A 16,815-nucleotide genomic window follows, 5' to 3' on the forward strand; every position below is an offset into this window, starting at 1 on the left:
GGGAATTTCTTCGCGGGGTAACTTGGTTTTCCGAACGCCGGGGCGGTTCCGGTGAGCACGTACCGAGGAGACTGATGAAGCTCACGAAGTTTGCGCACGCGTGTGTTCGGCTCGAGAAGGACGGGAAGACGCTGCTGGTCGACCCCGGTTCGTTCAGCGAGGACGCCGTGTTCGAGCGCGCCGACGCCGTACTGGTCACGCATGAACACATGGACCACCTCGACATCGAGCGCGTGAAGGCCCTCGACGTGGCGGTCTACACCAACGCCGGCGTCGCCGCCCAGCTCACCGAGCTCGGCGACCGCGTGCACGTCGTCGAAGGCGGCCAGTCCTTCGACGCGGCCGGCTTCGCGGTCAGCGCCTACGGCAAGGACCACGCCGTGATCCTGCCCGAGTGGGGCGTCCCCTGCGAGAACATCGGCTTCCTGATCGACGACGCCGTCTACCACCCCGGCGACTCCTTCACCCAGCCCGACCGCGCCGTCCACACCAACCTGGTCCCGATCTCGGGCCCCTGGTTCGCGCTCCCGCCCGCCGTCGACTACGCCCGCGCCGTCAAGGCCGAGCAACTGGTAGGCATCCACGACGGCCTGCTCTCGGAGATCGGCCTCGGCATGATGCCCCGCTTCCTCAACTCCGACGACCGCCCCTACCAGAAGCTCGCCCCCGGCGACTCCCTCACCATCAACTGAGGGCAAACCGCCGGAGGTCGACGACGGCCTCGAAACCAAGCCGCTGGTAGACGCGGTGCGAGTCCGGATTGCCGAGGTCTGTGCGCAAGCAGACCTCGGCTTTCTCGTGGAACAGCTGGGCGAGGTGGGCGGTCATGGTGGTGCCGTGGCCGTGGCGGCGGTGTTCGGCGGGGGTGTAGATCGGGCCTAGGCGTACGACGCCTTGCAGGACTGGGCGATGGGCACCGAGGGTTACGGGGTGGCCGTTGTCCTCGAGGAGCCAGAGGCGGTTGGCTGCGATCAGCTTGTGGACTGCGGTTTTGAGGTTCGCGGGCCGGTCGCCTGGGATCCACCCTCGTCGGGCGTCTTCGGTGCTCGTCATCTCGTGCAGCCAGTTGGCGCAGGTCTCCGCATCGACCGGCTCGGCGAGGCGGGGCGTGCCGGTTGCTGGGGTTGGCCGCAGTTCGGTCAGGCGATAAAGGCGTACGCCGCCCACCTCATGGAACTGCTTGCCAGTGGCAACTGACCAGGCTTCGGCGAATCGTCCGGCAGACTCCCCTTCGCCTTCGATCGCGGCTGAGTGCGGCGCCACCTTCAGCAGCTCGGCGACGAGAGCATCCGGTTGATCCGGTACGTCGCCCAGCCGGATTCCGCGCGGTTCCCGGGCGACCGCGAAGCCACCGGGGACCTCGACGAGCATGCCGCCCTGATCGAGTTCCTCGAGCAGGGCGAGATGCTCAGGTGAACGCATAGCCGACGAAGTCCTGCACAGGCCGATATCCGATAGCCGCGTAGATCTTGTTCGAGGTGGGGTTGGTGAGGTCTGTCATCAAGCAGACCTGATCGCCGGCAGCCTGCAACCGGCGAGTGACCTCGGCGGTCAGCGCACTCGCGTACCCGCGACCGCGATGCTCCGGCGGCGTGTAGACCGGACCAACCCGGACCGCGCCGAACACCGGACTCTGGTGACCGACCATCGTGACGATCCGCCCACCGTCCTCCCACACCCAGAGTCGCTCCCGCTCAACTCGCTGCTGCAACCAGGTCCGGTCCGCAGCCGGGCTTTCGTCGGCATGACCGACCTCCCGGCGGTACGCACCGAACATCGGCGTCACCACGTCGAGATCGCCCTCGGTCGCGAGTCTCGGCGCACCATCGGCCCGCTGCTGAACGAACACCTCGAGCTTGTGCAGCCGAGCCTGGTCCACCTCCCGAAAGCTCCGCCCGGTGCGCTCGCTGTACAACTCGGCGAACGCACGTGCCGCCGCCGCCGCCGACCCGAACACACCGATGGCACCTGGCGCCGCATCGGCCAAGACCTCTGCCACCGGCGGGACCAGCTCGGCCGGCAGGCCCATCATGCTGATCCCACGCAACGCCGTACAGATGACTGCGCCGACCACCTCGCCGGTGTCGTCGTGAACGGAGACGAAGACCGGCGGGACCGGATCGTTCATGATCCCGCGCACCCGGTCGGCGACGTTCGTGAGGACCTGCGAGTTGAGCACCGGATCGCGTTGCAGGTAAGGGAAGACCAGCTTCTGGAAGGCGGCTGGATCCATGGTCAGACGGACAGTCATGCGGTGTACTCCAGGACGACGAAGTCGGCGACGGGCTCGTAGCCGATCTGGGCGTAGATCTTGTTCGAGGTCGGGTTCGCCAGGTCCGTGTAGAGGCAGGCGAGGTTGCTCTGGGCAAGGATCTCGGCCGTGACGCGACTGGTCAGCGCACCGGCATAGCCGCGCCGCCGATGCATTTCCGGCGTGTACACCGGCCCGACCCGGCAGACTCCGAAGATCGGCATGTGGTAGCCGACCATGCTCACCGGCTCCCCATCGACCTCCCAGATCCACATCGTCTCGTCGGCCAGCCGTTGCGCCGCCCAGTCGTGGCTCCCCCGCAGCTCCGGGAATCCGGCCTGGCCCCAGTCCGTGATCAGGTCGGCATCCTCCGCGCGCATCAGCCGCGCCGTACCGGCCTCGGCTGTGAGCGGAGTGTGCGTGATCAGCTTGTGCAGGCGGGTCCGCATCGCCTCCTGCGCCCGACCACCCCGCCGCTCGCACCAGCGATCCGCGAACCGCTGAGCCGCCGCCGCTTCACCGGCGACCCCGCCCGGCACCGCTTCGTCGTACAAGCCCTCGGACGCGACGCCGTCGTACAGCTCGAGGTACTGATCGGCCACCACATCCACCAGGTCGGCGCGCAGCGAGCCCAGGTACACACCGCGGCCCTGCGTGCGCATCGCGACGCCGATCACGTCGGGGTCGTGGACCGAGACGAAGTACGGCGGTACGTCGTCCGCCGGCCGGATGCCGACCGCCCGTTCGCGCACGTTGCTCAGGATGATCGTGTTCAGGACCGGATCCTTTTGCAGGAAAGGAAAGACGAGTCGCGAGAAGGCAGCCGGGTCGCTGGTCACTTGGACGTGCATGGTCCTGGACACTACGCCTGCGCGGCGGTCACTTGCCTGCGATTTACACTGCGACCATGTCCACCACGCGGTTGCTGCTGCTCGGGATCGTCCGGATCTTCCAGCCGGCGTACGGGTACCAGTTGCGCCGCGAGCTACTCTCGTGGAACGTCCAGGACTGGGCCAACATCAACCCGGGCTCGGTCTACACCGGGCTGCGGACGCTGGCCAAGCACGGGTACCTGGTCGAGCTCGAGGAAGGTCCCGGGCACCGGCCGGGGCGAACGTCGTACAAGCTCACACCGGACGGCGACACGGAGTTCTTCTCGCTGCTGCGGCAGCACCTGTGGACGGTGGACGGCTTCCATCCGGACCGCATGCAGGCCGCGCTGAGCTTCCTGTACACGCTGCAGCGGGACGAGGTGCTGACCGCGCTCGAGTCGCGGATCGCGCAGATCGACGCCCGGCTGAAGGCGGGCCCGTTCAACGAACGACAGATCCTGGCCGACTCCGGGACACCGAACCAGGTCGTCGAGATGCTCCGGATCGCCGCCGCCCGCGACCAGGGCGAACTCCAGTGGACCCGCGACTTCCGCGAGCGGATCGCCAACGGCGACTACTCCTTCGCCGGCGAACCCTCCGACTGGGACCCCGACCCCGCCCTAATCGCCCAATGGCGCGACCGCCCCACCTCCTAACGTCCGAACGATCGCAGTACCTGGTCTTCGTATCTTCGGACGTTAACCGCGATCCCCGCAGGTTTTCCCGGTCTGCGGGGATCTACTGCCGCTGAGAGACAGCAGATCCCCGCAAACCCGCATCCGCACAGCGAATCGCCCATGTCGCGGCGGCCGGAACACCTCGCGGCTGCCGGGCCACCTCGCTGACCCCGGATTCGCCGCCGGAGCTCGGGTCCGCTCGTCTTTGTGGAGTCTCGTGGTCACTGGGCGCCTATTTGGTTCCACAAAGGCGCGATTCGCCCGCCTCCGGCGGCCACTGAAGCGCCCAGTACGGCGAGTCTGTGGCTGAGGGGGATGGCGAGGCCGGCGACCGAAGCCACCTTGCCGATGGCTGACGGGCTATGGCTGAGGTACCTGAACGGGCCGCGATGACAATGACCGTTGCCTGAGGTGAACAGCGCACGACCGCCCTGGTGGGCATCGGTGGCCAGTGCAGAACCACCGCGGCGGGTCACCTACCAGGCCTCCCCGCAACCGGCCGCAACCGTAGCCCGCCAGCCCCAGACAACGTGCACGCCATCGCCGACCGCACCATCCCCCTCAGCCAAAGACCACCCCAGCCACCCGTCTCAGTCAAACCGGCCGCAGCGGCGACCAGCCACCGCCGACGCCCCCGGCCGAATCCGAGCGAACGGACGGGACGAGCACATTCAGGGAGGAGGGGTTCCTGCCCAGACAAAGCCCCCAGCCCACCACGACCGAACACCTGCAGCAACCTCGCACACCCCCACCACCCCGCCTTTCCCAGCCGGCCGCAACGGCGAACAACCACGAACCGACCCCACCGGCCGCATCCGAGCGCGCCCCCGCCGTACCGGCCAACCCCGAAGCACAACGTCCGAAAACACACCGACCACGCACCGCAACTCTTCGGACGCAGTCACTTATTCAACTTTGACTATTCAAGGTTGATTGAGCAGACTGGCTACATGATGATCGAAGCTCGCGGACTCGTCCGCACGTTCAAGACCCGGCGAGGGCCGGTGCAGGCGGTACAGGGGGTGGACCTGGCGGTCGCCGACGGCGAGATCGTGGGTTTCCTCGGGCCGAACGGGGCCGGTAAGACGACGACCATGCGGATGCTCGCGACGCTGATCACGCCGACCAGCGGCACCGCGACAGTGGCCGGGTGCGACCTGGCCAAGGACCCGGTCGGCGTCCGCCGCCGGATCGGGTATGTCCCGCAGAGCGGGTCCACGCTGCCCGAGGCGATCGCCGGTGACGAGGTCGTCGACCACGCGCGCCTGTACGGCGTACCGAAGGCGCAGGCGGCTGCCCGCGGCCAGGAGTTGTTCGAGGAGCTGGATCTGCCCGGGCTGTGGCGGCGGCAGTGCAAGACGCTGTCCGGTGGGCAGCGGCGCCGGCTCGACATCGTGATGGGGCTGATCCACGACCCCAAGCTGATCTTCCTGGACGAGCCGACCACCGGCCTCGACCCGCAGGCGCGGGCCAACCTGTGGGAGCACATCCGCGGGCTGCGGTCGCGGGGCGCGACGATCTTCCTCACCACGCACTACCTGGACGAGGCGGACGCGCTCTGCGACCGGATCCTGGTCATCGACCACGGCAAGATCGTCGGCGCCGGCAGTCCGGAGGAGCTGAAGCAGCAGGTCTCCGGTGACGGCGTCCGGCTCGACCTGGCGGACGCGACACAGGCACCGGCGGTCGCCAAGATCGTTGCCGAGCTGGACGGCGCAGTGGCGATCGAGACCGACGGTGTCACGGTGAACTTCCGGATCCCGCGCGGCGGGTCGGTGCTGCCCGGTCTACTGCGGTCGATCGACGCACAGGGGATCGAGTTGGAGGGTGTCGAGGTGCATCGGCCGACGCTGGACGACGTGTTCCTGACCATGACCGGGCGGTCGCTGCGTGAGGACTCCCCCGAGCCGACCGGCAAGGAGGCTGCGGCATGACGGTACTGCGCGAAACGTGGATCGTGTTCAACCGGGCGATGCGGCTGTCGCTGCGCAACCCGATGTGGTCGATCCTGATGCTCAGCCAGCCGCTGATGTACCTGTTCCTGTTCGGCCCGCTCCTGAAGCCGATCACCGCACAGATCAGCGAAGGCGCCACCACGAACGCCTACCAGGTGTTCATCCCCGGTCTGATCGTCCAGCTCGGCATGTTCGGGGCGATGTTCGTCGGCTTCGGTCTGATCGCGGAGTACCGAGCCGGCGTGATCGAGGCCGACCGAGTCACGCCGGCTTCGCGGATCGCACTGATGGCAGGGCGGGTACTGCGCGACGTCGTCGTACTGGTTGTGCAGTCCGTGCTGTTGCTTGTAGCCGCCATACCGCTCGGGCTGCGCGCGCCGTGGAAGGGCGTGCTGCTCTCCCTGGTCATCGTGGCTCTACTGGGCGCGACCTTCGCATCACTGTCGTACTCGGTGGCTCTCATCACCAAGAGCGAAGACGCACTGGCTCCACTGCTCAACGGAATCGCCATGCCGTTGCTGCTGCTGTCCGGCATCCTGCTGCCGATGCAGATCGGTCCGACCTGGTTGCAGCGGCTCTCGGACATCAGTCCGCTGAAGCATGTGGTCAACGGCGTCCGGGCGATGTTCCGTGGCGAGGTCGACAGCAGTGCTGCGCTATGGGGTCTGTTCTGGGTTGTACTTCTGACTGTCGTCGGTCTCACTGTCGGTGCGCGGACCTTCAGGAAAGAATCGGCTTGAGAGGGTGTTTTGGAAGTCCAGGCCGTAGCGAGGAGGTGCTCGGTGCGGTGGCTCGGTGCGCGGGGGCGAAGGGGTCGATGCGGAGCATCGTTCCCTTTGCACCCGTGCGGCGAGGTGCCGTGCCGAGTGCCCCGCAGTAGGTCTGGACTTCCGAAACACCCTCTGAGTTCATCGGGGCGTCGCACTGCCGGACTAGCGTCCGGTCGTGCGTTCGCCCCTGGTCCGTGGAGTGGTGGGCTCTGTCGTCGTCGCCTGCACCAGTCTGGTGACCTCGGTAGTGCCTGCGTCGTCGTGGGTTGCGTCGTTCCCGGTCACTGGTGAGCTGCGCGGCACACTGGCCGGCCGGATGATCGCACTGGCCTTCATGGTCGTCGGGCTCGGACTGATGGCGTGGGCCTGGCTAGAGGTCGGCCGGCACGTCATGGCCGGGCAGAAGCCTCGCCTGGTGCGCATGGCGACGTACTGGAGTCTGCCGCTGCTGCTGATCCCGCCGCTGTTCAGTCGGGACGCATGGAGCTATGCGGCGCAGGGTGCGCTGGTGGCCAAGGGTTTCGACCCCTATGCGGTCGGTCCGGCTGCACTGTCCGGCCACATCGTCGAGGCGGTCGATCCACGGTGGATGGAGACCCCAGCGCCGTACGGGCCGTTGCCGCTCGCGTACGGCGGGCTGATGGCGCATCTGACCATGAATCCGTACGTCCTGATGCTGGCGCATCGGCTGCTGGCTGTCATCGGCATCGCACTGATCGCCTGGACCATTCCGAAGCTTGCAGTGGCCTGCCGGGTCGATCCGGTGTTCGCGACCTGGCTGGTGGTCGCCAACCCGATGCTGCTCATGCACGGGATCGGAGCGGCCCACAACGACATCCTGATGCTCGGTCTGGCCTGCAGCGCGTTCGCACTAGCCCTGACAGGCCACTGGGGTACGGCGGCCGTCGTGGCCGGCATCTCTGCCGCGGTGAAGCTCCCTGGTGGGCTGGTGGTGATCGCAATCGCCGCAGTGATGAGCCCGATGGGCGGACGGCTGTCGCGGTTCGCCAGTCTCGCCCTGGCGGGAGTGGTCTCCGTGCTGGCGCTCGTGACGGTCGGTGCGGTCACAGATGTCGGTGCGGGCTGGCTGAACGCACTCGACGTACCAGGGCTGGTCCGGTCGCCGTTCTCGATCGCCAATCTGGTCGGCGACGCCACGCACGGCATCCTCGGCCTGTTGGGTCAGGACACTGCTGCTGAGCAGTCGCTGGAGATCGTCAAGCTCACCGGCATGCTCCTGGCGATCACACTGATCGCCGTACTGAGTTTGCGCTCGTCAATCCACCACGCTGCCCGTGCAGTCGGCATAGCCCTGCTAGCGATCGTCCTGCTCGGTCCGACGGCGCACGACTGGTATTTCCTGTGGTGTCTGCCGTTCCTGGCCGTCGCCCGGCCCGGTCGGCGGCTAGTCACCAGCATCATTGCGGTCAGCCTGATCTTCACGATCGCTGCGCCTCTGAACTCCTCACTGCGCGGTGCGACCATTCCGATCCTCACCACGACCGCACTGGTGATCGCCGTCGTCGCACCGCTGCTCAACCGGCTGCGGACGCTGCACCCCGCCGCACGGGTTAGACCGACCGCAGTGCCGCAACCAGCTCCTCAGCCAACGGTCGGTGCGTAGACCGCGGTACGCGGGCCTCGATCACGTCCACACCAGCCACAGTGGCTGCCAGCGCGGCCTGCAGGTCCGCTGCGGTCTCCACCAGTTGGTACGGCGTTCCGGTCGCAGCGCACAACGCGCCGAGGTCGGTGTTGTGCGGCGTACCGAAGACGCGCTCGAAGTGTGACGCGTGCGTCGGGTCGCCCTGCTCGAGCGTGGAGAAGATCCCGCCGCCGTTGTCGTTGACCACGACGATCCGCAGGTCGGGCCGCGGCTCCTCCGGGCCGATGATCAGTCCGTTGGAGTCGTGCAGGAAGGCCAGGTCACCGATCAGCGCGTACGTCGCGCCCGCGTTCGCGAGGGCGGCTCCGACAGCTGTCGAGACAGTGCCGTCGATGCCGGCCAACCCGCGGTTGGCGATGGTGCGAATCGGGACCACCGGCGCCAGATCGAGGTCGCGGATGGCGTTCGAGGAGGCAACCACGAGCATGCCGTCCGCACCGGCGGCGGCGCCGACGATCGCGGCGATCCCCGGCCCGGTGAGGCCGTCGGCGAGCAGCTTGTCGATCGCCGGGCGTGCGGACTGGTCTGCGTGCTGCCAGCGCTCCAGCCAGTCCGTGGTGTCCGGCGCAGCGACCTTGAGGCCAGTGACCACGGCTGCGGCGCGACGGGCCGGGTCGGGCCACAGCCCGGTCGGCGCGACCACGATCACCTCGACGTCGGCCCTGGCCAGCAGCTTCGAGATCGGCCGGGACAGCGTCGGGTGCCCGAACACCAGCACCCGCTCGATCTCAGCTGTCAGATCGCTTGCCTGCAGCAACAACCTGTACGCCGAGATCACTGCCGGTCCGGTCCGGGCCCGGCTCGACGGCTCCGCGAACAGCGGCCAGTGACCCGCCTCTGCCGCCAGCCGGGCTGCCTGGGATGCTCCGTCACCAGCGACGACCACTGTCTTCGGTCCGGGTGACACCGTCGACGGCTGACCAGCAGCTGCGTGCACTGCGGTCCACGGCCCAGTACTGCGACCATCCAGCGACTCTGGCCAGTCCTCGCCTTCAGTCGGCACCAGGGGTTCAGCGAGCGGGCAGTTGAGCTGCACCGGACCCGGGTCGGCCGAACGAGCACCGGTGGCGTTGGCTACGGCCCGTGCGACCTGCGAGCGCCAGTAGGCGACCTGACCGATCTCTCGGACCGGAGTGCCCAGCTCGTGGAACAGGCGGACCGCTGAGCCGAAGACCTTGAGCTGATCGGTGGTCTGGTTCGCACCAGCACCACGGAGTGCCGGTGGGCGGTCTGCACTCAGGACGATCAACGGCAGTCCGCTGTGCGACGCTTCCAGGACAGCCGGGTGCAGGTTGGCGACCGCCGTACCGGAGGTCGTCACGACTGGTACGGGCAGACCGGTCCCCCGGATCAGTCCGATGGCCAGGAAGCCCGCCGTACGCTCATCGATCCGTACGTGCAGCCGCAGCCGGCCGGCGCGATCTGCTGCCGCGAAGGCGAGTGCGAGTGGGGCACTGCGGGAGCCTGGCGAGACCACGGCCTCCCGGACTCCACAGCGAATCAGCTCGTCGACCACCACGGTGGCGAACGCAGTGGACGGGTTCATCCAGCACTCCTCTGTTGCACTCGGGTCAGACGCTCTTCCCACACCGCAGTCCGCGCCGCGTCGGCCCGGTTGGCTTCGAGCTGGTCCGGCTGCACTCGCCGTACTGGCAGGAAGCCGTCCACCGGCAGGAGCGGCGTACTGACGACTTCACTGGTGAACATGGAGACGGTGGCCAGACCGCAGGCGTACGGGAGCTCCGGAAGGGCTGCCGCCAGGGCTACACCGGCAGCGATCCCGACGGAGGTCTCCAGAGCCGAAGAGACGACGACCGGGAGACCGATCTGTTCCGCGATCTCCAGGCAAGCTCGGACTCCACCGATCGGCTGCACCTTGAGCACGGCGATGTCGGCAGCCTCGAGCTTCTTGACCAGCAGGGGGTCCTCGGCCCGGCGGATCGACTCGTCCGCGGCGACCAGTACGTCGGTACGACGCCGTACTGCGGCCAGGTCCTCGACGGCGGCGCACGGCTGCTCGACGTACTCGAGGTCGAAGCGTGCCAGCTGTTTGAGCGCGTGCAGCGCCTCGTCTACCGACCAGAGGCCGTTGGCGTCGATGCGCACCTGGCCGTCGCCGATCGCGTCCCGGACTGCTTCCACCCTGGCGAGGTCGTCAGCCAGGGTCTGACCGGGCTCAGCAACCTTCACCTTGGCAGTGCGGCAGCCAGACGCTCTGACGATCGCTGCGGCTTTCTCGGGGCTGATCGCGGGCACCGTGCAGTTGACCGGTACGACGTCGCGCAGTGGCGCGGGCCAACCGTCGTACGCGGCCTCGTGTGCTGCGCGCAGCCAGGCGACCGAAGTGGCGTCGTCGTAGTCCAGGAACGGACTCCACTCCGCCCAGCCTGCTGGGCCCTCGAAGAGCATGCCTTCGCGGACGGTGATGCCGCGAAACTTGTTCTTCAGTCCGATCGAGTAGGTGATCACAGCAGCGCCTGCCGATCAACCTTGCCGGAGGCAAGCATCGGGATCGCGTCCAGCCGGCGCACCTCACGTGGAGCCCAGGTCCTGGGGAGTACTTCTGCGACGAAGTCCCGCAGCTCATCGCGGCTCGGCTCTCCGACGACATACGCGACCACTCTGGTCCCCCACTCCGCATCGGGGACGCCAAGCACCACTGCGTCTTTCACGTGCGGGTGTTCGAGCAGCCGAGCTTGCACGGTCGGCAGGGTGATGTTGACTCCGCCAGAGATCACTACATCGTCGATGCGGCCGATGACTCGCAGCCGGCCGTCTATGAGCTCACCGCGGTCCTGCGTCCGGAACCAGCCATCGGTTAGCACCTCCGCGGTCAGCGCGGGCTGTAAACGGTAGCCGGAGAACAGCGTGCTGCCCTTGATCAGGATGCGGCCGTCGTCGAGAGCTACTTCGGAGCCGCTCAGCGGCTGGCCCGCATAGACGCACCCACTACCGGTTTCAGTCATCCCGTACGCCGGAATCGCGGTGACGCCGGCTTCGGCCGCCCGGGCCTTCAGTGGGGCCGGAGTGGCCGCGCCACCGATGATGATCGCGTCGAAGGTACGCAGTGCGTCCAGGTCAGTGTCGAGATAGCGGGCGAGCTGCGTCGGCACCATCGCGGTGTAGCGGCGGGAGCCGGTCATCGCGGCGGTGGACTCGCTGAAGCTGTCGGCGAGCAGTACTGGTTCCTGACCGGCCAGAAGGGACCTGGTGAGGATCTGCAGGCCACCGACGAAGTACGGCTTCATCGGGAGCAGCCATTGGCCCGGTCCGCCGAGTCTTTCGTGCGTAGCTGTGGCCGAGGCGACCAGTGCGTCCCTGGAAAGCAGGACCCCTTTGGGCTCACCGGATGAGCCGGAGGTGGTCAGCACCACGGCACAGTCGTCCTCCAACGGCCGGTCCGGTGCGGCAGCACGCCGTACCCGCTCGGCAGCCGCCGGATCCGCCGGTAGCGGGGCGAACGGCGGGCCGCTGCCATCCAGTACGCCGGTCAGCGCGGACAGCACGGCATCCGGCGTACCGGGGACCAGATGGAGGGTAGACATAACAGTCCGAGCGTACGGCTGAAAGAATCCCTGTCCATGGCCACCCCTGCGCAGTGGATCGAAGGCGCGCGACCCCGAACCCTCCCCGCCGCCGTCGCCCCCGTACTCGTCGGAACCGGAGCCGCGGCGTACCTGGACGCGTTCGTCTGGTGGAAGGCTCTGCTCGCGCTCGGCGTCGCTCTGGCCCTCCAGATCGGGGTGAACTACGCCAACGACTACAGCGACGGCATCCGCGGCACGGACGAGGTCCGGGTCGGCCCACTGCGCCTGGTGGGCTCCAAGGTCGCCTCACCGGGACAGGTGAAGACCGCAGCGTTCACCTGCTTCGGTGTCGGCGCCGCACTGGGCATTGTGCTGAGTGCAACCTCCAGCTGGTGGTTGCTGGTCGTCGGTGCCGCCTCACTGCTTGGTGCGTGGTTCTACACCGGCGGTAAGCGTCCCTACGGCTACCGGGCGCTCGGAGAGGTCAGCGTCTTCCTGTTCTTCGGACTGGTCGCCGTACTCGGCACGACCTTCGTCCAAGCCGAGAAGCTGAGCTGGGTGGCCGTGGCCGGCGCTGTGTCGGTCGGCGCGATCGCCTGTGCGCTGCTGGTCGCCAACAACCTGCGCGACATCCCCACCGACACGGTCACCGGCAAGCGCACGCTGGCCGTCGTACTGGGTGCTTCACGCTCCCGGAAGCTGTACGCCGGTCTGGTCGCGCTCGCGTTCGTCCTGGCGATCGCCTCTGCTTTCGCCACCCCCTGGGCGCTGCTGGCGTTCATCGCCGTACCGCTGGCGATCAAGGCGACCCGCATCGTGCTCAGCGACGCGGTCGGCCCGGCGCTGATCCCCGTACTGCAGGGCACCGGGCTCACCGAGCTCGTCTATGCGGTCGGACTCACCATCGGCCTGTTCATCGGCTCGTAGTCCGGCAGAACGAAGTCGCCGTGCGCCGCATGGTGCTCTTCGTTGAACACTGCGTCGCGCAGTGCCGCGTTGCGTGCCTCCAACTGCTCCTGGGTGCGCGGCGCCTGCTGTGACTCGCCTGTCGTCACCAGAGCCTGGTTTCGTTCGGCAAAAGCCCGGAACCGCTGCTCGTACGCCTGGAACGCCTCAGCGTGGTCAGCGTGCGTCGCCAGCTCACCTGCCAGCACGTAGGCGCCAACCAGAGCAACGCTGGAGCCCTGCCCGGACAGGAAAGACGTCGCATGCGCCGCGTCCCCGGCCAGCGCCACCCTCCCACGCGACCAGCCCGGCATGTGGATCTGGCTGACCACGTCGAAGAACATGTCATCCGCCTCCTGCATGGCCCGCACCAGCCGCGGCACGTGCCACTCCTGCTCCGGGAACTTGCCGGCCACCAGCTCCCGCTGCGCATGCGGGTCACGGAACGCGTCGTACGGCGGCTCCGGCTGGTAGAACATCAGGAAGCCGTACAGCAGGTCGTCCGGCTTCTGGGCGTACACGATCGCGCTCCGGCCTGGCATGTTCCAGCACACACCCTCGTGTGACATGCCGAGCTCGTTGGGCAGGGTGAAACCAGCGAAGGCGTAGCCGATGTAGCGGTGGTACTGCTCCTCCGACCCGAAGACCAGCCGCCGGGTGTTGGAGTGCAGACCGTCAGCGCCGATCACCAGGTCGTAGGTCCCTTCGGCACCGCTGGCGAACACCACCTCGACGCGGTCACCGCGATCGTCGAGCTGCGCGATCGAGTCGCCGAACCGGTAGCCGACCGGGCCCTTCGTCGATCCGTACAGCGCGTCGGCGAGGTCTCCCCGCCGTACCTCCAGGTCGCCGGTCTCACTGCCGGTCAGCACGAGCGGGTCGATCGACGCGATCGGGGCTCCGTCCGGCTCGACGTACGAGATCCTCCGGGTGCCGACATGGGCCTTGCGCAGCTCGGGCAGCAGCCCCATCCGGTCGACGACCTCCCGCGCCGTACCGCGAATGTCGATCGGGTAGCCGCCACCGCGGAGCGCACCGGACTTCTCCACCACGGTGACGTCGAAGCCGTACCGGTCGAGCCAGTAGGCGAGGGCGGGGCCGGCGATGCTGGCGCCGGAGATCAGCACACTGCGAGTCATGATGCATCCTCCGAGAAAGATAGGTACTTTAGGTATCGATCTCCCTCAGCATATACATACCTAAGTTAGGTAATCAAATGACCGCCGACGACGGCCTGGACATCCTTCCGCGGCTGGCCCAGCTCAGCGCCGCCCTCAGCCGCGGCCGCATCGCCCAGCAGGCGATCGACGCCACCGGCCTGGCCCTGGACCGCCCCGCGATCTCGATCCTGACCACCCTGGCCACCGCCGGAACCCCCCTCCGCGTCGGTGAACTCGCCGATCGCATGCAGGTCGTCGGCCCCCACGCCACCCGCCAGGTCCAAGCCCTTGAGCAACGCGGTCTCGTCCAGCGCGTCGCCGACCCCACCGACAAACGCGCGAGCCTGATCGAGCTCACTCCCACCGGCACCGAAGCCGCCCAGACCTACCTGGGCACCATCCTCGGCTGGTTCCGTGAAGCCATCGCCGAATGGCCCACCCAAGACCGCACCGACCTAGGCCGCCTCCTCGGCAAACTAGCCGACGACGTCACCACCCGCCTCACCTGACGGACACAGCCCCCGGCGGCGACAGCCTTGCGGCGCGTTCTCCTGCGGTTCCACCCTCGGTGGTTGCGTGAGGGGCGGCTTTGCGGTGAGTTACTGCCGCTATATGGCAGCAGATGCACACAAAGCGCGGAGGTGGCCGATGGGGCCGTCAGCTCTTGGTGGTGCTTTCCCCCAGGTTCGCGTCCCGTTCGCCGACCCCGGCTCCTCCGCTGTGGACCTGCAGACCGGCACCACCGGTTCCCGCTCCAGCACCCGACTAGTTGCCCCCAGCACCTAAGAACGTTGACCCCGATTGCTTTCGACGGGGCTGGCGGGAGTGACGGAGGAGCGGGGAACATGAGATGAGCCGACCATCGACCGGAAGTGAGCGGCAAGCGATGCGACGATCTCGCGCGCGGCATCATCGTGCAGGCAAGCGGCATCCAGTACGTCGTAGATCTGGCGGTAGTACTGGATGTCCGACGGAGAGGTGATGTCGACCGCGCCGCTCTCCAGTTCGATCTGCACCAGGTGATCGTCGAAGATGGAGAACCCGTGAATCGGCGCGAGCGGCAGTCGCCGGTCAGCCGCAAGGATTCCCACCTCAACCGTTGGAAGCGTTGACAACTGGGCAATCCGGTCCATCTGCACGGCGAGGACGTCCGGCTCAGCGACCAGCCGCCGGAGCGCGTCCTCCAGGAGCACATAGGTAAACCGCTGCGAACCGGTATAGAGCTTCTCCTGGCGACGCAGCCGAGCCTCCACGCCACCACCGACATCGGCCGTCGCGTCCGGGCCACCAGACAGCATCACTCGCGCATACTCCGCCGTCTGCAGCAATCCCGGGACGATGCTCGGATCCAGCCGCCGGATCACCGCCGACCGCGACTCGAGCTCCGAGAGATCCTGCTGCCCGCCGGCGATGCCACTGCGCTGGAGCGTTCGCCATCCGCTGACCGTGATCGTCAGCGATTCGATGCGGGCGATCAGCCGACCGGTCTCGCGTGAGTCGGCGCCTGCCGTCTCCGCGAACGCCCGCACCTCCGCGACGGTCGGCAGCTGATGACCGTTCTCGATCTTCGACACCTTCGGCTGGGTCCACCCGAGGCGGCCGGCGACGACTCCCCCGGTGAGACCAGCACGCCGCCGGAGCGCGCGGAGCTCCTGCCCGAACGCTCGGCGCTCCTCCACCGGATCGGTCACCGCACCACCCTGCGCCAGTTCCCCAACCATTTTCCGAACGGAGTAGCCGAGGCCCACAGCTGGTTGCGCAGGGCAACATATCGGGCGACCGCCGCCGGCTCTTCAACCACGTCCGCACGGTCGAACCGTCCATCGGAGGCGTAGCGCATCAACGCCACAGCGGTCTCGTCGAAGAGCCAGAAGTCGCCGGTCGCCGCCGCGTTGCCCGCGAGCTCCGATCCAGGTTCGAGGATCGCGATCTCACGGCCGGCGACCGCTTGGTGCGGGTAGACCCAGTCGACACTCAGGCGCTGGTCGATCGTCAGCGGCTGTTCGACGAGGCGAACCAGCGTCGTACGGCGTCCCGGCTGGACCAATCCCTTGACGAACTCCACTCCAGGGATCGGCGGCCTGAGGACGTACGCGCCGGCCGCATAGTCGGCCAAGCGCTCGGCATCCTGCCCAACGGCGTAACCGGGCAGCGTCTCCAGCCGGAACGCCTCACCCCTGAACTCGTCGAACAGTTCGTCGAACCGCGCCACGTTCCTCCTGTCGTCAGAGTTCACCAAGCTGAGTGGCCAACGAACGTAGCAGTGCCTTCGGTACAGCAACCAACCCCTCGCCCACCGGCGGCGTCAGCGGCGCGTCCGGCACAAGATATCCCTGCACCAGAACGAGGTCTCCGTCGGTCACATGCACTGCAGGGCAGGTCTTCCCGTCATTGCACTGACCATCCGACGGAACCAAAGTCGTGATCTTCATCCACACTCCCATCCGAGGCGAGCCTCGACCGTACCGCCAGAATATTCTCGACACAAGCATCTATTCTCTTGTCACAGGAATATTCGTCGAGTAAGAATATTCCTGTGCTGCCCGCCCTTGGATACGCCAACACCCAGTTCGCGCTCGAGCCCGCGGAACTGCACCTACCCCTGACCCGGTATGCGCAACTGCGCGGGCGACGGCTGTGCGCCGTCTATCTGGAAGAGCCGTCCGATCTGCCGGACGCGTTCCGGAGACTCATCGAGCATGCGGACCGGTTGAGGATCCGGATGATCGTCATACCGAGTCTTCATCACCTGGCAGCGCTCGGAGATCCGTCGGCAGTGAGGCGTCATCTGGAGTATCTGATCGGCGGCGAGGTAGCCGTCGCCGATCGTCCCCCGAACGACGGGGCCGACGTGCTGATCCCTGCATCCGCGTCGGCCCTGTCCTCCATCTCTGGGCTCACCAACAGCTGGCGGCGACGCTAACGACATGGAGTAGTACGCCGGCAGGCGAGCGCTCGAGGTGCTCACAGGCGTGGGCATGTCTGTCGGTCC

At 67.5% G+C, this 16,815-nt stretch carries 18 protein-coding genes; 8 read left to right on the top strand and 10 right to left on the bottom strand.

Going from position 1 to position 16,815, the window contains the following annotated elements; genetic code table 11:
• Positions 1-74: 74 nt before the first annotated feature.
• On the top strand, positions 75-692 hold the full coding sequence (locus OG474_RS12065) for an MBL fold metallo-hydrolase (protein WP_405062340.1): 618 nt from the start codon (positions 75-77) through the stop codon (positions 690-692).
• Here the strand turns inward: OG474_RS12065 and OG474_RS12070 are convergent.
• From OG474_RS12070 to OG474_RS12080, 3 genes are read right to left on the bottom strand one after another with little or no spacing between them, the layout of a single operon-like run.
• Positions 685-1,422 carry a GNAT family N-acetyltransferase gene (locus OG474_RS12070; RefSeq protein ID WP_405062341.1) on the bottom strand — a complete coding sequence of 246 codons (738 nt, stop codon included), beginning with the start codon at positions 1,420-1,422 and terminating at the stop codon, positions 685-687. The two genes, OG474_RS12065 and OG474_RS12070, sit on opposite strands and share 8 nt — an antisense overlap.
• Positions 1,409-2,251, bottom strand: a complete 843-nt coding sequence (locus OG474_RS12075; protein ID WP_405062342.1) for a GNAT family N-acetyltransferase — start codon at positions 2,249-2,251, stop codon at positions 1,409-1,411. The genes OG474_RS12070 and OG474_RS12075 overlap by 14 nt, the downstream gene beginning before the upstream one ends.
• The gene (locus OG474_RS12080) at positions 2,248-3,102 is read right to left on the bottom strand and encodes a GNAT family N-acetyltransferase (RefSeq protein WP_405062343.1); all 855 of its coding nucleotides are present in this window, start codon (positions 3,100-3,102) and stop codon (positions 2,248-2,250) included. Before OG474_RS12080 ends, OG474_RS12075 begins: the two co-directional genes overlap by 4 nt.
• Before the next feature lie 56 nt (positions 3,103-3,158).
• Here OG474_RS12080 and OG474_RS12085 point away from each other — a divergent pair, with 56 nt between their 5' ends.
• The 4 genes from OG474_RS12085 (at position 3,159) to mptB (ending at position 8,149) form a co-directional block, all read left to right on the top strand.
• A complete protein-coding gene (locus OG474_RS12085; RefSeq protein ID WP_405062344.1) occupies positions 3,159-3,779 on the top strand; it encodes a PadR family transcriptional regulator in 621 nt (206 codons plus the stop codon).
• Between the two features lie 971 nt (positions 3,780-4,750).
• A complete protein-coding gene (locus OG474_RS12090) occupies positions 4,751-5,734 on the top strand; it encodes an ATP-binding cassette domain-containing protein (protein ID WP_405062345.1) in 984 nt (327 codons plus the stop codon).
• Entirely contained in the window at positions 5,731-6,495 is a 765-nt protein-coding gene (locus tag OG474_RS12095; protein ID WP_405062346.1) for an ABC transporter permease, read from the top strand. The genes OG474_RS12090 and OG474_RS12095 overlap by 4 nt, the downstream gene beginning before the upstream one ends.
• A 205-nt stretch (positions 6,496-6,700) precedes the next feature.
• Positions 6,701-8,149, top strand: a complete 1,449-nt coding sequence (gene mptB, locus OG474_RS12100) for a polyprenol phosphomannose-dependent alpha 1,6 mannosyltransferase MptB (protein ID WP_405062347.1) — start codon at positions 6,701-6,703, stop codon at positions 8,147-8,149.
• Here mptB and menD read toward each other — a convergent pair.
• Genes menD through menE form a run of 3 tightly spaced genes read right to left on the bottom strand, consistent with a single transcriptional unit; the run spans position 8,097 to position 11,736 of the window.
• A complete protein-coding gene (gene menD, locus OG474_RS12105; RefSeq protein ID WP_405062348.1) occupies positions 8,097-9,737 on the bottom strand; it encodes a 2-succinyl-5-enolpyruvyl-6-hydroxy-3-cyclohexene-1-carboxylic-acid synthase in 1,641 nt (546 codons plus the stop codon). The genes mptB and menD overlap by 53 nt on opposite strands.
• A complete protein-coding gene (locus tag OG474_RS12110) occupies positions 9,734-10,660 on the bottom strand; it encodes an o-succinylbenzoate synthase (protein ID WP_405062349.1) in 927 nt (308 codons plus the stop codon). Before OG474_RS12110 ends, menD begins: the two co-directional genes overlap by 4 nt.
• Complete coding sequence (menE, locus tag OG474_RS12115; protein ID WP_405062350.1) at positions 10,657-11,736, bottom strand: o-succinylbenzoate--CoA ligase; 1,080 nt, start codon at positions 11,734-11,736, stop codon at positions 10,657-10,659. Before menE ends, OG474_RS12110 begins: the two co-directional genes overlap by 4 nt.
• A 36-nt stretch (positions 11,737-11,772) precedes the next feature.
• On the opposite strand from menE, the gene OG474_RS12120 reads away from it, so the two are divergent.
• A complete protein-coding gene (locus tag OG474_RS12120) occupies positions 11,773-12,645 on the top strand; it encodes a 1,4-dihydroxy-2-naphthoate polyprenyltransferase (protein WP_405062351.1) in 873 nt (290 codons plus the stop codon).
• Here the strand turns inward: OG474_RS12120 and OG474_RS12125 are convergent.
• A complete protein-coding gene (locus tag OG474_RS12125; RefSeq protein WP_405062352.1) occupies positions 12,603-13,802 on the bottom strand; it encodes an FAD-dependent monooxygenase in 1,200 nt (399 codons plus the stop codon). The genes OG474_RS12120 and OG474_RS12125 overlap by 43 nt on opposite strands.
• Positions 13,803-13,879: 77 nt before the next feature.
• Here OG474_RS12125 and OG474_RS12130 point away from each other — a divergent pair, with 77 nt between their 5' ends.
• Complete coding sequence (locus tag OG474_RS12130) at positions 13,880-14,332, top strand: MarR family winged helix-turn-helix transcriptional regulator (protein WP_405062353.1); 453 nt, start codon at positions 13,880-13,882, stop codon at positions 14,330-14,332.
• A gap of 273 nt (positions 14,333-14,605) precedes the next feature.
• Here the strand turns inward: OG474_RS12130 and OG474_RS12135 are convergent, their stop codons facing one another.
• The 3 genes from OG474_RS12135 to OG474_RS12145 are packed head-to-tail and all read right to left on the bottom strand — an operon-like array spanning position 14,606 to position 16,255.
• Positions 14,606-15,514: a helix-turn-helix domain-containing protein gene (locus tag OG474_RS12135; RefSeq protein WP_405062354.1), complete on the bottom strand. Its 909-nt coding sequence runs from the start codon at positions 15,512-15,514 to the stop codon at positions 14,606-14,608.
• Entirely contained in the window at positions 15,511-16,035 is a 525-nt protein-coding gene (locus tag OG474_RS12140) for a DUF6879 family protein (protein ID WP_405062355.1), read from the bottom strand. Before OG474_RS12140 ends, OG474_RS12135 begins: the two co-directional genes overlap by 4 nt.
• A gap of 13 nt (positions 16,036-16,048) precedes the next feature.
• A complete protein-coding gene (locus tag OG474_RS12145; protein ID WP_405062356.1) occupies positions 16,049-16,255 on the bottom strand; it encodes a hypothetical protein in 207 nt (68 codons plus the stop codon).
• A 104-nt stretch (positions 16,256-16,359) separates the two neighbouring features.
• Here OG474_RS12145 and OG474_RS12150 point away from each other — a divergent pair, with 104 nt between their 5' ends.
• Complete coding sequence (locus OG474_RS12150; protein ID WP_405062357.1) at positions 16,360-16,746, top strand: hypothetical protein; 387 nt, start codon at positions 16,360-16,362, stop codon at positions 16,744-16,746.
• The last annotated feature ends 69 nt before the right edge of the window (positions 16,747-16,815 follow it).

This window comes from Kribbella sp. NBC_01505 (assembly GCF_045040285.1).
In the GTDB taxonomy this organism is placed as follows: domain Bacteria; phylum Actinomycetota; class Actinomycetes; order Propionibacteriales; family Kribbellaceae; genus Kribbella.